Below are 17,701 nucleotides of genomic sequence, written 5' to 3'. Positions count from 1 at the left end.
CAACTAGGAGGAAACGAAAGTGAAAAAGGAGCTTTTAGATTTTATTGAAAAAGAAAAGGTTTTAGATGCCAATCCTAAAATGGAAATGGTACCTACAAAACTTCTTGAGAAAAAGGTAAAAGATTTATACCTCTTCGAGAAGTCTGCACAAGATGACTTGATTGAATGGATTCAAGAAAATGACAGTGAACTTGCAGAAACAATTCAAGGAGTCATAGACACGTGGAAGGTGATACACAATATATCTAAAGTTATTGATCCTAATACCTCGGTTACTATCGATGCTGTTGATGTAGACAGTCTGACAGATGACATACTAAAGGCAGTGAAAAAAGGTATCTCTAACGTAATTAATACAAGACAGATTTAGTTCGCTATCGACAGAGATAAAAAACTAGGAGGAATGAGGGCTGACATGGAACATCAGTTATATGAATGCGAAGTATGTAATCAAAAAGCTTTACTGCATGTTGATGACGAAGGATCGCTAGGTGGACTTGGTATGTCTTGGGATCACTATATTTGTAAGGTCTGCCTAAGTGAAAAAGATGTTACAAAAAAATGGAATACTAAAACCACAACGTGGGTAGAGCGTAAAGAATATGTTGTGCGTACAGATGAAGAAGCACGTGATTGTTATCGTTCTAATCGTATCTAATCCACCAAAATTGTGGAAATAAAAAAACTACCCTAAAAGAGTAGCAACAGAATCATAAATTATTTTTTTTGGAATCGGAAATTCCGTGTTTAACTGCCAATCTGATGATTCCATAAAGCATAAATCCTATAAAAATATACCAAATAAAAGCTAAAAAAGTTCCCAAAGCAATACCTCCTTTTAGGTATTGTAACATATTTTATATTTTACCAAGTCAGTTATCCGACGAAATAACGGAAAAAGAACCCACGTTTATGTAGGTTCTTAATATGGCGGGGAAAATTCGAGATAAGAATTGATGATTTCTTTTTCATAATTTTTTACTTCTCTGAGTTTAAATTTGTTGTCTAATGACCATTCAGTACCCATGGCGTCTGTAAAAAATATTATAACGACGTCATGTTTACCACCCATTGAATGACCGCGGTCTTGCATCAAAATCTTGGATTCCGTCGGGTAACATAATTCCAAAAACTTTATATTATTATAAGTTTTAAGCTGTTCTTTAAGAGAAGGACCTGATTGGTTTAAAACCGAAATGATGAAAACATTGTGTATAGGTAGGTTGGATTCATTGTGTAATGTCACAAGAAGACCATCTTTACCAGATCTACTTGAAGCATATATTTTAGATGCTTGATCTCTTAATAAAAGTAATTTTCTTTCTCTTAGCTCCTTTAGCGAGAAATAAAGTGCGAAAAGAACAGATCCTAGCGTACCTATAGCCGTAATTGAGTTAAGAATGATTTGATACGCGTCAGAGTAAAAAAAGTTCATCAGAATCACCTCAGTTAAATGATATTTTTATAATACCATATTAAAGGAAGACAAATAGTAATTTTATATAAGTGTGCAAATCCGCAATCGTCAGCGATAACGGAATTCAGGCATAAAAAAACCATCGCTTACGATGGTCTACTAAAACTTAAAAGAGTTGTATTTGTCTAGTTGGGTTGATAAATTCTATCGTATCAACCTTTGCCCTTTTTGAAGAAGGCATAACCGGATTCCGCCCTTTCTTAAAGACATAAAAAGTTACAGGTGAATAAATTGATTCTCCCGTTTCTCTCAGTCCTAAGTTCAGATATTTGTTTTTATGTGGATGGGCGAACACAATATCTAATTTCATTGAAGATCCATGACGATCTTGCTCAGAGACATATATCACTGAGGCGTTATAGTCTTCTAGAAAAATATTTAGTATATACGGAAACAATGTGATACGATCTTTAATTTTCACGAAATTTTGATGACGCTGCAGTTTTTCGTAAGTTATATCCTTGTTGCAGAGCATTTCGCATAATTTTTGGGGCGGATCGGTGTATATGTATTGAAGACCCAATAAGTGAGGTAATTGCTTTATATCGAACTTAATATAAAACCTATCTAAAGGTTCAAACTTTGTTGTTAGGATAGCCATCTTTCCATCAAAGTTAGAAAGATACTGATTATAAGTGAGAGAGAAATCTGTATTCATTCTAACCTCCAAAAATGCACAAAAAAAATAAGAGTGCAAAGCATGGATACCGTCCCATGCAGACAAACGCTAGGCTAACCCGCCCGCGGGGGAACGTGGGTGCACTCAATTCCCACTTCGATCACGAATGATCCAGTTTCTGGATTGGAGAGGAGTAAGATCTATATCCTCACCAATAATATAACAGCAATCCCCATTTTTGGCAAGAACTTGATTTAAAGATGACAAAGGATTAGAAGCCGTTAGAATATCATAGAGGATCATAGTGGTTCAAAAACAGGCGAAAGTAGCTTATAGAAGAGTGTCAGGAAATGTTTAAAAAATAAATTAAATAACGGGAGGTGCTTGAATGAGAGTAAAGATTTTTGGTGTTGGCGTAATTTTATTGGCGACTGTAGTTACTATCGTATCCTGTTCTTCTAAGAAGGATAAAAGGAAAAATAAGCCCATAAAAAACCAAAAAAATCTTGGCCCTATTCCCAATACAAAAAATATAATAGCCATACCAAGAAAAGGTTTATTTCCTTTACTATAGTTAAATTTGAAAAATTTCATACGATCGCCTCCTATGGCGATTATATCATGGACGGAGGGGATAATTTTGATGAAACAAGAATTGATTGAAAAAATAAAGCAAAATCAAATTAAAGATCGAATTGAGTCTGAGTACACTGGAGGCATCAATGAAGGGCTAAGAATTGCCATAAGTTGTGTGGAAAAAGATTTTGAACAGTCAAAAGAAATTGTTCCACAGTTTGTAGCTGATTGGTTTGAAACGAATAAAAATGATTTGACTTTTGCGATTTACGAAGCAGTTGCTCACTCGTACAAATTAGTAGAGCACGCTCAGTATCCAACAGGGTTTATGGAGTGGTTCGGGACATCTAGTAATAATGCATTTGATACTTTAATTCGTATGAAGGATGGATACGAAGTTAAGGAAACTGATATCTATCGAGTGAAAATAGGTAATGGATATTTCATCAAGTTTCAGTCTAATGGTTGTTTAGTTTCTCCGCATGAAATAGATGGCATTATGGATTTTGAATCTAAACAAGATGCAGAACGCGTTGCTAATACAATAGGCGGAATAGTGGTAAAAGCCAATGAATCGTAAACAAACAATCATCATAACGATCCTAACTGTCCTGGCACTGAGTTGTTTAACCTATACAATAGTGGACCAGCAACGGCAGATTGAGCAGTTACAAGAACAGCTGCAGCATGAGCAAATGAAGTACAAGATTATTATTAATGATCCGTTAGTTAGGGATGCGGTGGAAGCGGGAGGATGAAATAAATGTTAAAAGAAACAGCACGAATTGCTCTGCATGGTATGAATTCGAACGATGAAGAAGTCATGAAGGCTTGCTTGGAAAAAATATGGATCATGTGCATTGAGAATGTTTCAGAATCAGAAGCCAGTAAAAAAATGAATGACAATCAGAAAGATAAAATCAAAGCAGATGATGATCAGGGAGCATATTTAATTAAGAAATACGGCACATACAAAGGACATTCAAAATTCAAATTGGCATTAGATTTCTTTCAAATGAGTAATGACCGCTTTTTTGAAATATATAAGTTTAACTTTGTCCCTCGAGGTGAATTGTATGAGGTAGCCAGATCATATATAACCGGAAGACAATTGAGTAAGGGGTTAATAGCTGGAACAAGTATTTCTGCCAATATGCTGAGTCGTTCCGTAATGGAGATAGATGTTTCGAGCAGTATTGCAAATCAGATTCGTAATTCTATGAATAAATCATTCCGGCTAGGGAGATAAATGATGGACTTTGCAGTGTTAGTAGCCGTGGCACTTTTTGCGGCAGTATTCGCAAGTGTGATATTCGGTAAAGAATTAGATGAAAAGGAGAAGCCAGCCATTGCCAAAGAAAAAAATCGAAAGTAAAAAAGAAGAAGCGCAAGTTGCTAGAAAAAGCCAAAGCAAATGGAACATTAAATAAAAAGGTCCTTGGCAAGACCTTAAAGAGTCTGATCATTGATGAAGAATATCAACATGGCTCACATTTTGATAAATAAAAAAAGCCACTACCTTTTGGGTAAGTGACCTGTGACAAGACTATTTTACCATAAAGGGGTGGCGATTGTGAGATTTCAATGGCTAAAAGATTATCAGGAATTAGAAAATCAAATTTTATATCTAAAATGGAATCTTAGCAAAAGCAGACTGGAATTAAGCCGATGGATATTTGGAGATTTATCTGATGTAAGACTTGAAAAAAACTCTAGATCATCGTCACTCGAAGAAAACATTGCTAAGATTGAGAAAGAGATAGAAATACTAGAAGAGCAAAGGAAAGAAATGCTTGCTATTATTAATTCGTTCAATGGTATAGATAATGAAATAGTTCGTAAGAAATACATTGAAGGTTGCTCATTAGATATAATCGCTGAAGAAATTGGATATAGCTCATCTTATGTGCGCCAAAGACACGCCGAGATAAAAAGAACACTAAATTTCTTAGATCAGTACGAGTCTGAAAAGCAGGATAAGCGAAACAAGGTTAATGATATAGATGCCTATAATAGAGTTGCCAATGAAACAAAGCAAATATCGCTCTTTTAAATGTTCGATAAATGTTCGATAGTTTTAACTATTCAATTATTGATTAAAACGGTTTATATTAATAGCGTAGAAGAAACGAGAGATGGTTGTTGGACTACTCACAATAATTCATAAACCGGAAGGGGGAAAGCTCCTTATCGCTTATTCTTCTTTGACGGATATATAAAGACAGCACAATTTTTTGAAAGAGGTGGATCATCTCATTTCGAAATTCGCTAGTGTTGTCTTTTTGTGTATTACTTACTTGTTAATAAATGCTACAATTTATTAAAAGGAGTGATTGAATGGAATGGTGGAAGTTGTGGGTGCCATTTGGCGCAACAATTATGGGTATTATTGCTAATGTTTATGTAAACATTACTCAAAACAAAAAACAACAAGAGTTTCAAAAAGAGATGGCCAAGACACAGATTGATGCAGATATAAAAGCAAAAGCTAGAATTGAATGGATTAAAAGTGTAAGAGATTTAGCTTCTAAGTTAATATGTAATTCTAATGACTTAACTCGAATAGTTATTATTACCACGGACTACACTAAACGATACTTTGAAATAAAAAGCGAAGCGGTTTTTGAGTCGCAGATAAGGGAACCTATGCTGAAATTTGCAGAGGAAAAAGATGTTTTTTTGCCGGAGTATTCAGATAATGTTAGGGCATTTTTTAAAAGAGCAGATTCTAAAAAAAATGACCTTATCAGGTGCGCAAGTGAATTCTATTATACTGGTCAAGAAATATTGATGTATTTTAGTGAGTCGGAAGAGCATGAAAAAATCATTGAATTGATTAATGATTTAATATCTACGACCGACCAGCTTGAAGAATTGATAAGAAATAATTTAACTGAACATGAAAAAAACTTTATAATGATCGATGAGTGCGTAGTAAACTTGGAAAATAATATTAAATTGTTCTCCTGCGAAATGAAAGACTATTTAAAAAAGGAATGGGATAAAGCTAAGGAAGGAAAATAAGTTTCAAATTAAAGATTGTTTGTAGAGTCACTCATTGCGAGTGGCTTTTTGTTTTGCGAATTTTTAAGGAGGAATTACGAATGCAAAGCTTAATTATTTGGCTTCCAAATGGGGAAAAGATGAAGAGTTAGTAGATTGGATTGCAATTCAATTTCCTAAGTTGTTAGCTACATTTAAATCTATAAACATCGAAACGTTTTAGTACCCTACCCCTAAGAAAGGACACCCCTCTATTATGGCACTAAGAGCGGATAGACAAGGCCCCCACCGGGTAGCCTTTGAGAAGAACAAGAAGATACTGATGAAGACCCAGAACACATGTGGGATTTGTGGTAAGCCTATTGATAAATCATTTAAGGCACCACATCCTTTGAGTCCAGTAGTTGATCACATAGTACCAATCAATAAAGGTGGTCATCCATCAAGCGTTGACAACTTGCAGCTGGCTCACTGGACGTGCAACCGACAGAAGTCTGACAAGCTTTACACAACCAAGGATGAAGCACCGAAAGTTGTAGGTAACAGGAACCTTCCACAAAGCACTGATTGGGCTTCTTATGGTGGTTAAATAATTTGTATATAATCATTCGAAAATGTTTTTAAAACCTGATACGCGCAAAGAGAGAGGGGGGATAGGCACCCCTCCGCCTTGGCGGCCGAGCTTCACGCCGTCACTGTACATATTTTCTCGCGCGACATTTTGAAAGGAGCAAAATAATGGAATTTTATGGCATTGATTATTTAAGAAACAAGCTTTCCACGCATAAAATCCGTGTAGATATGCGGTATGAACAATACGATATGAAAAAGAAAGAATCAGTTTTTGGCATTACCATTCCAGCGGAAATAAGGAAAAGGTATCGATCCGTTTTAGGCTGGTGTGCTAAAGGTGTGGATTCATTAGCGGATCGTTTAGTATTTCGTGAATTCGAACATGATGATTTTGAAGTAAATGAAATTTTTGAAGCAAATAATCCAGATGTATTTTTTGATAGTTTGGTTTTATCATCATTGATCGCTTCTTGCTCATTCGTTTATATTTCAAAAGGAGAGGGCGATATTCCACGACTTCAAATTATCGAAGCGAGCAATGCAACTGGGGTTATTGATCCGATCACTGGATTATTAAACGAGGGCTATGCAGTGCTTGAAAGAGATAAAGATGGAAATCCTGCAATTGAAGCGTATTTTCTTCCGGGCATTACGTATTACTATTACGCGGATAAAGATATACCAGACGAACCAATTGAACATAGTTTCGATTATCCGTTATTGGTACCGGTGATTCACCGTCCAGATGCAGTACGTCCATTCGGCCGTTCTCGAATAACGAGATCAGGCATGTATTATCAGTCGTACGCTAAGCGTACTTTGGAACGTGCAGATATCACAGCAGAATTTTACTCTTTCCCACAAAAATACGTGTTAGGCACTGACCAAGATTCAGAACCGTTAGATACCTGGAAAGCAACAATATCAGCGATGCTTGAATTTACTGTTGGTGAAAATAATACTGCTCCTACAGTTGGTCAATTTACGACTTCTAGCATGACACCATTTACAGAGCAATTAAAAACTGCGGCTGCTGGTTTTGCTGGCGAAACTGGTTTGACTTTGGATGACTTGGGATTTGTTTCTGATAATCCGTCATCTGTTGAAGCGATTCGAGCTAGTCATGAAAATTTACGGCTAGCTGGGCGTAAAGCACAACGATCTTTGGGGTCCGGTATTTTGAATGTAGCATTTGTCGCAGCGTGTTTGCGTGATGAATATCCTTATTTTAGATATCAGTTTGCCAAAACAATCCCGAAGTGGGAACCATTATTCGAAGCTGATGCCAATACACTCACGTTGATCGGCGATGGTGCAATCAAATTGAATCAAGCTATTCCTGGTTATATCAACAGTGAAACAATAAGAGATTTAACAGGATTAAAAGGTGGCGATAACAATGGATAACGATATTGTTCCTGCGTTACTCGAAAAGATTAATAATGAATTTAGTGAGCGGACAATCAACAGTCAGAAGTTGAAGTCTGCTTTTTCTCTACTAAAAAACAAGAAAGCAACTTACAAGAATGTTAATGAGTTTGCTATTGAAGTTGGCGAAATACTAGCAAATGTTTTAGGCAACAATATTAGTATCGATATCCTTCCTGATGGGAAAATGTACTTCAATATCGCTGATAGGCTACTCAATGAAACTTTGAAAAATAATTATGATTTAATATCAAATTTTGCTGTCGATGTCCAAGAACTATTAAATAAAGAAGCGGCAATAAAAATACGAGGTCAGAAGCCTGAATTCAATCAAGATAGGGTAAACGGCATGGTAAATAAGATATCTGCAGCGGAAGACTTCGACTCTGTTAAATGGGTATTAGGAGAACCAATTGTTAATTTTAGCCAAAGTGTTGTTGACGATGTCATCAAAGCGAATGTCGATTTTCATGCAAAATCAGGTCTTAGACCAACAATTAACAGAACCCTTGTTGGGCATGCATGCGACTGGTGTAAAAAATTAGCTGGATCATTTGATTATTACGATTTACCAGATGATGTTTACAGAAGGCACGAAAGGTGTAAATGCATAGTCGAATACAAACCGGGCGATGGGCGGAAACAAAATGTTTGGTCAAAAGCCTGGACTGATCCGCAAAAGCAACAAAAAATCCAAAATAGGAAAAATCTTAATTTGAGAAAGGATGCGTGATCCGATATCTCCCAGCGACAGGGTTATCATGCATGATCGAGATTGAAAGGGGATAGTTTATGGCTACTAAAGTAAAATTTGGTAATCAACATCCTACTCAATCGGTAATATTGCCATACGATAGATCTGTATCTCAAAGAGCGGTTGAAAGATACCAAAGAACCGGGCGCAATTGTTACGATTGGCAAATCGATATGCTTGAACCTCTTTTGGCTATCGATGAAGATGATTTGTGGGTCCATCAAAAGTTTGGTTTCTCAATTCCACGGCGTAACGGTAAAACAGAGGTTATTTACATTGTTGAATTAGATGCGCTTGAAGAAGGACTAAGCATATTGCATACGGCTCACAGGATCAGTACGTCTCATGCTTCATATGAGCAGTTGAAAAAACTGCTTGAAGATTCGGGATATATTGAGGGCGAAGACTTCAATTCAATCAAAGCCAAAGGCCAAGAGCGATTGGAGTTATATGCAACAGGTGGCGTGATCCAATTCAGGACAAGGACATCTAGCGGTGGGCTTGGTGAAGGATTTGATTTGCTTGTAATTGATGAAGCCCAAGAATACACCACTGAACAAGAATCAGCGTTGAAGTATACCGTAACCGATAGTAAAAACCCAATGACGATCATGTGTGGTACACCACCTACCCCGGTTTCGAGCGGTACTGTTTTTACAAGTTATCGCGACAAAACGCTATTTGGTAAATCGAAGTATTCTGGTTGGGCCGAGTGGTCAGTAGAGGATATGAAAGATATCCATGATGTGGAAGCCTGGTATAATTCAAATCCTTCCTTAGGTTATCATTTGACTGAAAGAAAGATTGAAGCGGAGCTTGGCGAAGACAAACTTGATCATAACGTACAACGCTTAGGATTTTGGCCTAAGTACAATCAAAAATCTGCTATTTCGGCTAGTGATTGGTCACGATTAAAAGTTATGGCCTTACCGGTACTGCAAGGTCCATTGTATGTTGGAATCAAATATGGAAATGATGGTCAGAATGTTGCGATGAGTATAGCAGTTAAAACTTTATCTGGGAAAATATTCGTTGAAACGATTGATTGCGTATCTGTTAGGAACGGCAATCAATGGATCATAAATTTCTTGAAGAAAGCCAACGTAAATGCAGTGGTCATAGATGGTGCTGGTGGCCAAAATATTCTGACCAAAGAAATGTCAGATTTTAAACTAAAAGATCCAGTGCTTCCTAAAGTATCCGAAATCATTACCGCTAATTCGTTATGGGAACAGGGAATATTCCAACAAACTATTTGCCACAAAGATCAACCGTCACTAAGTTCGGTAGTTACGAACAGTGAGAAGCGTAATATTGGCAGCAATGGTGGATTTGGTTATAAATCGCAATTTGACGATAGAGATATCTGTTTAATGGATAGTGCGCTATTAGCACATTGGGCTTGCTGTATCAAGAAGCCCAAGAAAAAACAACAAAAAAGGTATTAGACGACTATTTAACAGTAGTCGTTTTTTAATACGCAAAATTACCGAACTGCCGGGCAAGCAGGAGAAAGGAAGTTTGTATTATGACATTCAAAGCAATCGAAACACAAGAGGAACTGGACCGTATTATCCAGGAGAGATTGAATCGTGAAAAAGGAAAGTTTGCTGATTACGATGAAATCAAAACACGTAATGCTGCATTGGAAACAGAAGTAGATGCATTGAAATCAACCATCGAAGAAACAAGCAATGCCGCTAAGACTCATGAGCAAACAATAGCTGATCTCAATAAACAAATCACTGAGAAAGAAACAGTGAATTTACGTACTAGAATTGCATTGCAAAACGGATTACCTATTGATTTAGCGGATCGTTTAATCGGTTCCGATGAAGAAAGTATCAAAGCAGATGCAGAACGGTTAGCAGGTTTCGTAAGCAAGAAACAAACGCCGCCACCTTTGAAGAAAACAGAACCAATAGTTGAAAAAGATGAAGATGCAGATTTAAAAGAAATGCTAAAAAAATTAAACGATAGAGGAGAATAACAACATGGCTAATGTAATGAAAAGAGACGAGTTATTTACACCGGAAAGAATTGCAGGAATGATCAACAAAGTAAAGGGACATAGCTCTTTGGCTTTATTAACACAACAAGAACCAGTCGCCTTTAACGGTAACGAGATGTTTAGTTTTACATTAGATAAAGATATTGATTTAGTAGATGAAGGTGGTGCGAAATCAGTTGGTGGAGCTACCATTCAAAAAGTTAAAATGATGCCCGTAAAAGTCGAATATAGTGCACGATTTTCTGATGAAATGTGGTTCTCTGGTGAAGAGGCCCAATTAAATATTTTGAAAGAATTTGCTGATGGATATTCGAAAAAACTAGCACGCGGTCTAGATTTGATGTCATTCCACGGCATTAATCCACGTACAAAATTGGTATCTGAACTGGTTAGTGGCAAAAGCTTTGACACAGTCGTTGATCAAACCGTTGAATATGATGCTGCTAAAGTTGATGACGTTCTGGAAGATGCGATTTTCTTGGTTCAAAATTCAGAAGGAATCACAACAGGTATTGCTATGGCACCTGTCGTTGGTCGTGACTTGTCAAAAGTTGAAGTGAATGGGGTGCGCCAATATCCAGAATTTCGTATGGGTGCTAAACCAGAAAACTTGGCAGGTATGAAAATCGACATCAATGAAACTGTATCAGCGGTTGGCGATACATCAATTTATGTTGGTGATTTCGCAAATTCTGTGAAATGGGGATATGCAAAAAATATTGGTTTGCAAGTCCATACTGCTGGTGACCCTGATAATAGCGGCCGTGACTTGGCTGGTCACAACGAAATCTTGCTACGTTCCGAAACATATTTAGGATGGGGGATCTTGGACAAAGCTAGTTTTGCCCGTGTGATCAAACCAGCTGCAGGAGGCGGACAATAATGGAATATCACAATATCAAAACAGGGGTTACTTTTAGTAGCCCCTTTGTTATTTCTGGTGGCGATTGGGTCCTGTTGAAAGATGAGTCAAAAATTGATGAAGAACCAAAAACACTGAATGAAGAAAAAATTGAAAATACTGCTGACGAAGCTAAAACACCAGCAGTTGATCAGGGAGAACAAGCCGATGAAAAAGAAGAACAAGTGGCTGGCTTAGAAGGCATTACCAAAAAGCAGATCATGCAAGAACTAGACGCATTCGGAATTGAATACAATGCATCTTCTAAAAAAGCAGAATTGTATGAATTGATGATGTCGCAAGGGAAGTGATCTGAATGACAGCTTTTGCAACTATCGAAGATCTAACAAGTCTCTGGCGTGCGCTTAAACCAGAGGAACTTTCTCGTGCTACGGAATTGTTAAATATTGTTTCTGATTCATTGCGAATGGAAGCAGATAAAGTCGGCAAAGATTTAGACACTATGATCAGTATGAAACCTGATTACTTTTTGAATGTTGTTAAGTCAGTAACAGTTGATGTCGTAGCCAGAACGCTTATGACATCAACTGATCAAGAGCCAATGACTCAATATGCAGAAGGTGCGCTAGGTTATTCTGTATCTGGATCATATCTGGTTCCTGGTGGCGGCTTATTCATAAAGAACAGCGAATTAAGTCGCCTTGGTTTGAAACGGCAACGGATGGGAGTGATTGAACCGTATGGCACTTTTAAAGGGCATAACAATCCAATTAGTGGGATTGGAGAAGACGGGTTCTGATCCTTTTGGAAATCCAATCTATGAAGAAACAGATATTGATGTAGAAAATGTTCTGGTCAGTCCGACATCGACAGATGATATCGTTAATCAGCTCACGTTAACTGGCAAAAAAGCAGTATACACATTAGGCATTCCAAAAGGCGATACCCATGATTGGGAAGACAAGGAAGTAAAATTCTTTGGCAAACGCTGGAGGACCTTTGGTTTTCCTATCGAGGGTATCGAGAATCTAATACCACTTGATTGGCATAAGAAAGTGATGGTGGAGCGCTATGGCTAACATGAAATTTAAGTTGAATCGTAGTGGTGTTGCTAGTTTGATGAAATCAGCTGAAATGCAAGGCGTTCTTGAAGAAAAGGCAACTGCTGTGCGTAATCGTGCAGGAGAAGGATATAAACAAGATACGTTTGTTGGAAAGACCAGGGCGAATGCGATGGTTTATGCTGATACATATCAAGCGAAAAAGGACAACATGAAAAATAATACGTTGCTGAAGGCGGTGAGATAAATGATCGAAATTGTGATCAAGAATTTTCTGGATAGTCATTTGTCGGTGCCGTCTTTCTTAGAAAAGCAAGGAGAGATGCCAGAAAGCTACGTTCTTTTTGAAAAGACTGGTAGTGGAGAAAATAATCAAATTTCTTCTTCAACGTATGCATTTCAAAGCTATGCACCAACATTATATAAAGCAGCTGTTTTGAATGCTGAACTGAAGGCAGTTTTAAAAGAATTGATCACACTTGACGAAATTAGCAGAATCAAGTTGAACAGTGATTATAACTATACGGATACAACTACGAAAGAGTACCGATATCAAGCAGTAATTGATATCACTCACTACTAGGAGGAGTAAAGAATGGATCGTAAGTTTAATGAAGTATCAAGAAAAGCTATAGCAGAAAAGTTAGGTTGCAACCCGGAACAAGTGTATTGTGTCTGGCAATGCAAAACATTGCAAAATATTAAAGGTTTGTTTTCTAGTGATGTTGAAGCAGCAAAAGGCAAGTACTATGAATCTACATACAACGGAGACAAGGAAGAGTTGTATTTAGATAGTTACACAAAAGCCAGCAACGAATTAATCAAAGTGACTTTATAAGAAAATAGTTATTAGGAGGAATAAAACATGTCAGATGCAAAAAATGTATCAACTGCAAAACCCAAGGTAGGTGGGGCCATTTATTCGGCACCATTGGGAACAGAGGTACCTGAAAATGCAAAAGATGAACTGAATGCGGCTTTCAAATCTTTAGGTTACATTTCTGAAGATGGAATGGTTAACTCAAATACACCGTCAAATGAAAATATCAAAGCGTGGGGCGGTGACACCGTCGCTTCAGTTCAAACGGAAAAGGAAGATACCTTTACTTACACTTTGATTGAAGCGACAAACGTCGATGTACTCAAAGAAGTTTACGGATCAACAAACGTATCCGGTAATTTGCAAACTGGAATTACGATCAAAGCCAACTCGAAAGAATTAGAAGAACATGTGCTTGTTGTTGATATGATTCTAAAGGGCGGCAATCTAAAGCGAATCGTTATTCCGAATGCAAAAGTATCTGAAATCGGTGAAATCACTTATACGGATGCGGATGCTGTTGGATATGAAACAACCATCACTGCTATTCCGTCGGATGAAGAAGGTAACACTCACTTTGAATATATTCAAAGTCCAACAGCTGCAGGAGGTACTGAATAATGGCCAAAGTAACCAAGTTAGAGAATGTAATAAAAGGTAGTACAGAATCAGGGTTTGAATATGTGCTTGATAAAAAGCGTTTGGACAATTATGAATTACTAGAAGTAATTACAGAAGTTGATAACAATCCGGCATTAATGCCCAAAGCACTGAAACTGTTATTAGGTGACGATCAAGCCAACGCTCTGAAAGAACACGTACGCGATGAGGAAGGATTTGTTCCTGGTCAGCGTATGGCAGAAGAGTTGGCGAACATTTTTCAAAATCAAGCAGAAACAAAAAACTCTTAATCCTTGCCGGAATGATCAGCGTTGACGAAGAAGCGTTGATTTGCGATCTTGCAGAAACATATCATATACACGACTACAAACAGCTACCAGCAACAAAGGTGGCTGTTTTTTCTTGCGGATTAAGGGAAAACTCACGCATAAGAATGAAGTTGAGCGGTCAAAAGATTCCGTTCGATACGGTACTCTTAGCGAGTATGACAGATGCTTTGAAACTGATCTGGTGGTCCAAGACCAAAGACGGCGAAAAAGGCAAAAATGCACCAACTTCTATTACTGAAAAATTATTCGAGAGTGGTCCGAAAGTGAAGAGCGAAGTCGTTTTTGATTCTGGCGAGGATTTTGAACGTATGAGAAATAGATTGCTGGGAGGTGGCAATTAATGGCAACGGAATTAGGACAAGCATATGTACAGATCATGCCTTCTGCTAAAGGAATTAGCGGATCCATTACAAAACAATTATCTGGCGAAGCTGATTCTGCTGGAACTAGCACAGGAAATCTGATTGGCGGTAAATTAGTAGCTGCAGTTGGTGGAGTTATTGCGGCCGCTAAAATTGGCGAAATGATAACTAAAGGCATATCTGCATCGTTGTCAGAAGGTGCCGCCCTTCAGCAATCTTTAGGCGGTATTGATACCTTATTCAAGGGGAGTGCCGATAAAGTTAAACAATATGCCAATGAAGCGTATAAAACTGCAGGTTTATCTGCTAACAGCTACATGGAAAACGTGACTAGCTTTAGCGCTAGTTTGTTGCAATCCATGGGTGGAAACACTGAAAAAGCTGCAGATGTAGCAAATATGGCCATGGTAGATATGTCAGATAATGCCAATAAAATGGGTACCAATATTGGTGATATCCAAAATGCATACCAGGGATTTGCAAAACAAAACTATACAATGCTAGACAACTTGAAACTTGGTTATGGTGGTACCAAAACAGAAATGGAACGCTTGCTAACAGATGCAACCAAGTTATCTGGCGTTAAGTACGATCTAAGTAGTTTGAGCGATGTATATAGTGCTATTCATGTCATTCAAGAAGAATTAGATATTACCGGGACAACTTCAAAAGAAGCAGCAGAAACGTTCAGCGGATCGTTTGATTCAATGAAATCTGCTTTATCTAACGTATTAGGTAATCTATCTTTGGGCAGTGACATTACACCTTCTTTACAAGCTTTGGCACAAACAACATCCACATTCTTATTTGGTAACTTCATTCCAATGGTGGGGAATATTTTCAAAGGGTTACCCGTTGTATTCTCAACATTATTTGAAGAAGCTGGACCAAAGTTTCTGCAAGGTGGTATCGATTTGCTAAGACAATTAGGTATTGGCATTGAAGGCGGAGCAGCGGCTACTCTTATGACCAGTATTCAGTCAGCTATCGAACCTATTATTGGTTTATTCAAAACAGTGTTTGGGCAATTGCCAAGTCTGTTTCAAACGGTGGTATCGACCATTGCACCAATCATCGGTAAAATTGCTAGTGCGTTTGCTAGTTTAGATTTTAGCGGTATACAAGCATTTATCTCAGCTGTTGTACCTGATATACAGAATGCTTTTACAACGATGATGGCCATCGTCAGTCCAGCAATTGATATGGTGATTGAATCATTTGTGAAAATGTGGAATGCGGCCCAACCGCTGATCAGTGTTTTAGCAAGTGCGTTGATGCCGGTGTTACAAGTATTAGGCGCATTTTTGGGTGGCGTGTTCAAAGGTATCTTAATGGGATTATCTGCAACCTTTGATGCAGTAACAGGAGCGATTGGTTTTCTAACGCCAGTGATTTCATTCTTAGTAAATGTATTCAATGCATGTGTGCCAGCGTTAACAACCGTTGCAGAATGGATAGGGACTGTAATTGGTTATTTTGCCAATTTAGGTAGTGCCGGTGGATCATTAAGTACGATTATTAGTAGTGCCTGGTCAAACATCAAAAATGCAGTATCGGTTGCTGGCGGATTGATCTCAGGTGCAATCAGCGGTATTCGGGTTGTATTTAGTGGCATGGGCAGTGCTGGTAGTGCTTTAGGTGGTGTGATGTCAAGTATTTGGGGTGCTATCCGATCGACGATTTCTGCAGCAGGTAATATCATTAAATCGGTTGTATCAACAGTGGGGAGTGCTTTCTCTTCAATGGGCGGCATATTTTCAAGTGTCGGATCTAAAATCTCTGGCATCATCGAAAGTGTCAAAGGTGTGATCAAAGGATTAGCCAATATTGATATCAGCGGAGCTGGTTCAGCGATCATGAACGGTTTTCTGGGTGGATTGAAATCTGCTTGGGAAGGCGTGAAAAGTTTTGTCGGAGGTATAGCAGACTGGATCAAAGAACATAAAGGGCCAATCTCATACGATAAGAAATTGCTGATCCCTGCAGGTAATGCCATTATGGATGGATTGAATATGGGCTTACAAGATAAGTTTAAAGTAGTCCAAAATACTGTGAATGGGATGTCAGATTCACTATACAATTCATTTGGGAACTCAGGAAGTCTAGTGATGGAAACACTATACTCTGCTAACAACGGATCACTTGATTCTAAGACGTTAAATGGATTGGCTTCTGATTTCAATAAGTTATCAACAAATGGAGAAAACTATTCTCAATCTAGGATTATTGCGTTACTTGAAGCAATGCTTGAAACATTGTACGAATTAATCGATAAAAACCCAGATATCATTTTAGATGGTGATTCAATCGTAAGTAAAACAGTTAATAAAATGTCTAGTGCATTAGAAAAATTAACTGATCAAGCGGCAGGTAGTAAAGGTAGGAGGCGAACAATTTGATTTTTGAACTAACATTTGATGATTCCTACACACTTAGCAGTTTTGGAATGAAAAATATGGAAGGCAATGAAAAACAATTGCTAGGAGATATTTTTTCAAAGACTCAAAACATACCAGGCGTTAGAGGATTGTACGATTTTGGCGATGAAGTCGGTGCATTCAAAGAGAAGTTTCCTATCCTTGTACTTGCCAGCGATCCACTAGAGCGATCATATAAATTAAGAGAATTTACCAATTTTATCCTGGACGATTACGGTTATCCAAGATTGATGAAGATCCAGAAATCATCGGAACCTGATGTTTTTTATTGGGGAAAAGTTACAACGCCTTCTGTTCCTGAATTATATTCAAATGCAGGGTCTTTTACCTTAGAAGTGATTTGTTTAGAAGGAATAAAACACGGTAACACTTCGGCAAACGATATTTTATGGGGATCTACAAAAGTACGATTTAACGCTGGTTATACTCTTGGCAATACCGGAACAGGCGCCAATGGAATTACAATCACCGCTAATCAAAGCATCGATTCTTATGTTGACGGCAAAGCGGTTAAGCCATCGATTAAATTAGTCGGCTCCGGAACAAATGTGAAAATTACATGTGCCGGCAAGTCAATTACAGTCGGTATGTTCTCGAATCAAACAGTTACGATCGACACTGAAATGTTTGTTGCCTATTTCGGTGGAGTTGAGCGCCTGATCGATATGGATGATTTCTATATCGTACCAAACAGCAAGATCAATGTGACCGGGACAGGAATGAATTTTGTGCTGACAATCGATTATCAAAATGTATACATGTAGGAG

Annotated in this window: 28 protein-coding genes; 25 read left to right on the top strand and 3 right to left on the bottom strand. The window is 37.9% G+C overall.

Annotated elements, in window-relative coordinates; translation table 11 throughout:
- Positions 1–19: 19 nt before the first annotated feature.
- Both IGI72_RS12545 and IGI72_RS12540 read left to right on the top strand, forming a co-directional pair.
- Positions 20–370 (top strand): hypothetical protein, encoded by a 351-nt coding sequence (locus tag IGI72_RS12545; RefSeq protein WP_438754408.1) that lies wholly within the window; start codon positions 20–22, stop codon positions 368–370.
- A gap of 45 nt (positions 371–415) precedes the next feature.
- On the top strand, positions 416–658 hold the full coding sequence (locus tag IGI72_RS12540) for a hypothetical protein (RefSeq protein ID WP_213356757.1): 243 nt from the start codon (positions 416–418) through the stop codon (positions 656–658).
- A gap of 264 nt (positions 659–922) precedes the next feature.
- On the opposite strand, the gene IGI72_RS12535 is transcribed toward IGI72_RS12540, so the two are convergent.
- From IGI72_RS12535 to IGI72_RS12525, 3 genes are all read right to left on the bottom strand, one after another.
- Positions 923–1,435, bottom strand: a complete 513-nt coding sequence (locus IGI72_RS12535; RefSeq protein WP_438754406.1) for a hypothetical protein — start codon at positions 1,433–1,435, stop codon at positions 923–925.
- 148 nt (positions 1,436–1,583) lie between these two features.
- Complete coding sequence (locus IGI72_RS12530; protein WP_412273259.1) at positions 1,584–2,135, bottom strand: PBECR4 domain-containing protein; 552 nt, start codon at positions 2,133–2,135, stop codon at positions 1,584–1,586.
- Between the two features lie 327 nt (positions 2,136–2,462).
- The gene (locus IGI72_RS12525; protein ID WP_438754404.1) at positions 2,463–2,690 is read right to left on the bottom strand and encodes a hypothetical protein; all 228 of its coding nucleotides are present in this window, start codon (positions 2,688–2,690) and stop codon (positions 2,463–2,465) included.
- A gap of 49 nt (positions 2,691–2,739) precedes the next feature.
- Between IGI72_RS12525 and IGI72_RS12520 the strand changes: the two genes are divergently transcribed.
- The 23 genes from IGI72_RS12520 to IGI72_RS12410 all read left to right on the top strand — a co-directional run bounded on the left by IGI72_RS12520 (position 2,740) and on the right by IGI72_RS12410 (position 17,698).
- Positions 2,740–3,252: a DUF1642 domain-containing protein gene (locus IGI72_RS12520; protein ID WP_428219175.1), complete on the top strand. Its 513-nt coding sequence runs from the start codon at positions 2,740–2,742 to the stop codon at positions 3,250–3,252.
- Entirely contained in the window at positions 3,242–3,430 is a 189-nt protein-coding gene (locus IGI72_RS12515; protein WP_438754401.1) for a hypothetical protein, read from the top strand. The genes IGI72_RS12520 and IGI72_RS12515 overlap by 11 nt, the downstream gene beginning before the upstream one ends.
- A 5-nt stretch (positions 3,431–3,435) precedes the next feature.
- Positions 3,436–3,921 (top strand): hypothetical protein, encoded by a 486-nt coding sequence (locus IGI72_RS12510; protein WP_438754400.1) that lies wholly within the window; start codon positions 3,436–3,438, stop codon positions 3,919–3,921.
- A gap of 3 nt (positions 3,922–3,924) precedes the next feature.
- A complete protein-coding gene (locus IGI72_RS12505; protein ID WP_289229805.1) occupies positions 3,925–4,047 on the top strand; it encodes a hypothetical protein in 123 nt (40 codons plus the stop codon).
- A 198-nt stretch (positions 4,048–4,245) separates the two neighbouring features.
- Complete coding sequence (locus IGI72_RS12500; protein WP_289230738.1) at positions 4,246–4,725, top strand: hypothetical protein; 480 nt, start codon at positions 4,246–4,248, stop codon at positions 4,723–4,725.
- Positions 4,726–5,009: 284 nt separating this feature from the next.
- On the top strand, positions 5,010–5,696 hold the full coding sequence (locus IGI72_RS12495; protein WP_438754397.1) for a hypothetical protein: 687 nt from the start codon (positions 5,010–5,012) through the stop codon (positions 5,694–5,696).
- A gap of 235 nt (positions 5,697–5,931) precedes the next feature.
- Entirely contained in the window at positions 5,932–6,264 is a 333-nt protein-coding gene (locus IGI72_RS12490) for an HNH endonuclease (protein ID WP_289229803.1), read from the top strand.
- Between the two features lie 149 nt (positions 6,265–6,413).
- Positions 6,414–7,655, top strand: coding sequence for a hypothetical protein (locus IGI72_RS12485; RefSeq protein WP_438754395.1), 1,242 nt, complete (start codon positions 6,414–6,416; stop codon positions 7,653–7,655).
- Positions 7,648–8,409: a hypothetical protein gene (locus IGI72_RS12480; RefSeq protein ID WP_438754393.1), complete on the top strand. Its 762-nt coding sequence runs from the start codon at positions 7,648–7,650 to the stop codon at positions 8,407–8,409. Before IGI72_RS12485 ends, IGI72_RS12480 begins: the two co-directional genes overlap by 8 nt.
- A 59-nt stretch (positions 8,410–8,468) precedes the next feature.
- Positions 8,469–9,878 carry a DEAD/DEAH box helicase family protein gene (locus IGI72_RS12475; RefSeq protein ID WP_438754391.1) on the top strand — a complete coding sequence of 470 codons (1,410 nt, stop codon included), beginning with the start codon at positions 8,469–8,471 and terminating at the stop codon, positions 9,876–9,878.
- A gap of 80 nt (positions 9,879–9,958) precedes the next feature.
- Positions 9,959–10,420, top strand: coding sequence for a capsid assembly scaffolding protein Gp46 family protein (locus IGI72_RS12470; RefSeq protein ID WP_438754389.1), 462 nt, complete (start codon positions 9,959–9,961; stop codon positions 10,418–10,420).
- Positions 10,421–10,424: 4 nt separating this feature from the next.
- On the top strand, positions 10,425–11,324 hold the full coding sequence (locus IGI72_RS12465) for a phage major capsid protein (protein ID WP_438754387.1): 900 nt from the start codon (positions 10,425–10,427) through the stop codon (positions 11,322–11,324).
- Positions 11,324–11,653, top strand: coding sequence for a hypothetical protein (locus IGI72_RS12460; RefSeq protein ID WP_438754385.1), 330 nt, complete (start codon positions 11,324–11,326; stop codon positions 11,651–11,653). The genes IGI72_RS12465 and IGI72_RS12460 overlap by 1 nt, the downstream gene beginning before the upstream one ends.
- Positions 11,654–11,658: 5 nt before the next feature.
- Entirely contained in the window at positions 11,659–12,102 is a 444-nt protein-coding gene (locus IGI72_RS12455; RefSeq protein WP_438754383.1) for a phage Gp19/Gp15/Gp42 family protein, read from the top strand.
- On the top strand, positions 12,044–12,382 hold the full coding sequence (locus tag IGI72_RS12450; protein ID WP_438754381.1) for a hypothetical protein: 339 nt from the start codon (positions 12,044–12,046) through the stop codon (positions 12,380–12,382). Before IGI72_RS12455 ends, IGI72_RS12450 begins: the two co-directional genes overlap by 59 nt.
- Complete coding sequence (locus IGI72_RS12445) at positions 12,375–12,611, top strand: hypothetical protein (RefSeq protein WP_438754379.1); 237 nt, start codon at positions 12,375–12,377, stop codon at positions 12,609–12,611. The genes IGI72_RS12450 and IGI72_RS12445 overlap by 8 nt, the downstream gene beginning before the upstream one ends.
- Positions 12,612–12,947 (top strand): hypothetical protein, encoded by a 336-nt coding sequence (locus IGI72_RS12440; protein WP_438754377.1) that lies wholly within the window; start codon positions 12,612–12,614, stop codon positions 12,945–12,947.
- Between the two features lie 12 nt (positions 12,948–12,959).
- Complete coding sequence (locus tag IGI72_RS12435) at positions 12,960–13,202, top strand: DUF6275 family protein (protein WP_438754375.1); 243 nt, start codon at positions 12,960–12,962, stop codon at positions 13,200–13,202.
- A 27-nt stretch (positions 13,203–13,229) separates the two neighbouring features.
- A complete protein-coding gene (locus tag IGI72_RS12430; protein ID WP_438754373.1) occupies positions 13,230–13,805 on the top strand; it encodes a phage tail protein in 576 nt (191 codons plus the stop codon).
- Positions 13,805–14,095 (top strand): hypothetical protein, encoded by a 291-nt coding sequence (locus tag IGI72_RS12425; protein ID WP_438754372.1) that lies wholly within the window; start codon positions 13,805–13,807, stop codon positions 14,093–14,095. Before IGI72_RS12430 ends, IGI72_RS12425 begins: the two co-directional genes overlap by 1 nt.
- Before the next feature lie 11 nt (positions 14,096–14,106).
- Entirely contained in the window at positions 14,107–14,475 is a 369-nt protein-coding gene (locus IGI72_RS12420) for a DUF5361 domain-containing protein (RefSeq protein ID WP_438754370.1), read from the top strand.
- On the top strand, positions 14,475–16,895 hold the full coding sequence (locus IGI72_RS12415; RefSeq protein ID WP_438754368.1) for a phage tail protein: 2,421 nt from the start codon (positions 14,475–14,477) through the stop codon (positions 16,893–16,895). Before IGI72_RS12420 ends, IGI72_RS12415 begins: the two co-directional genes overlap by 1 nt.
- Entirely contained in the window at positions 16,892–17,698 is an 807-nt protein-coding gene (locus tag IGI72_RS12410; RefSeq protein ID WP_438754366.1) for a phage tail domain-containing protein, read from the top strand. Before IGI72_RS12415 ends, IGI72_RS12410 begins: the two co-directional genes overlap by 4 nt.
- Positions 17,699–17,701 lie beyond the last annotated feature (3 nt).

The organism is Enterococcus sp. DIV1059_2 (assembly GCF_051713685.1).
GTDB lineage: Bacteria > Bacillota > Bacilli > Lactobacillales > Enterococcaceae > Enterococcus_D > Enterococcus_D casseliflavus.
This window is presented reverse-complemented; position numbering and strand designations above follow the sequence as displayed.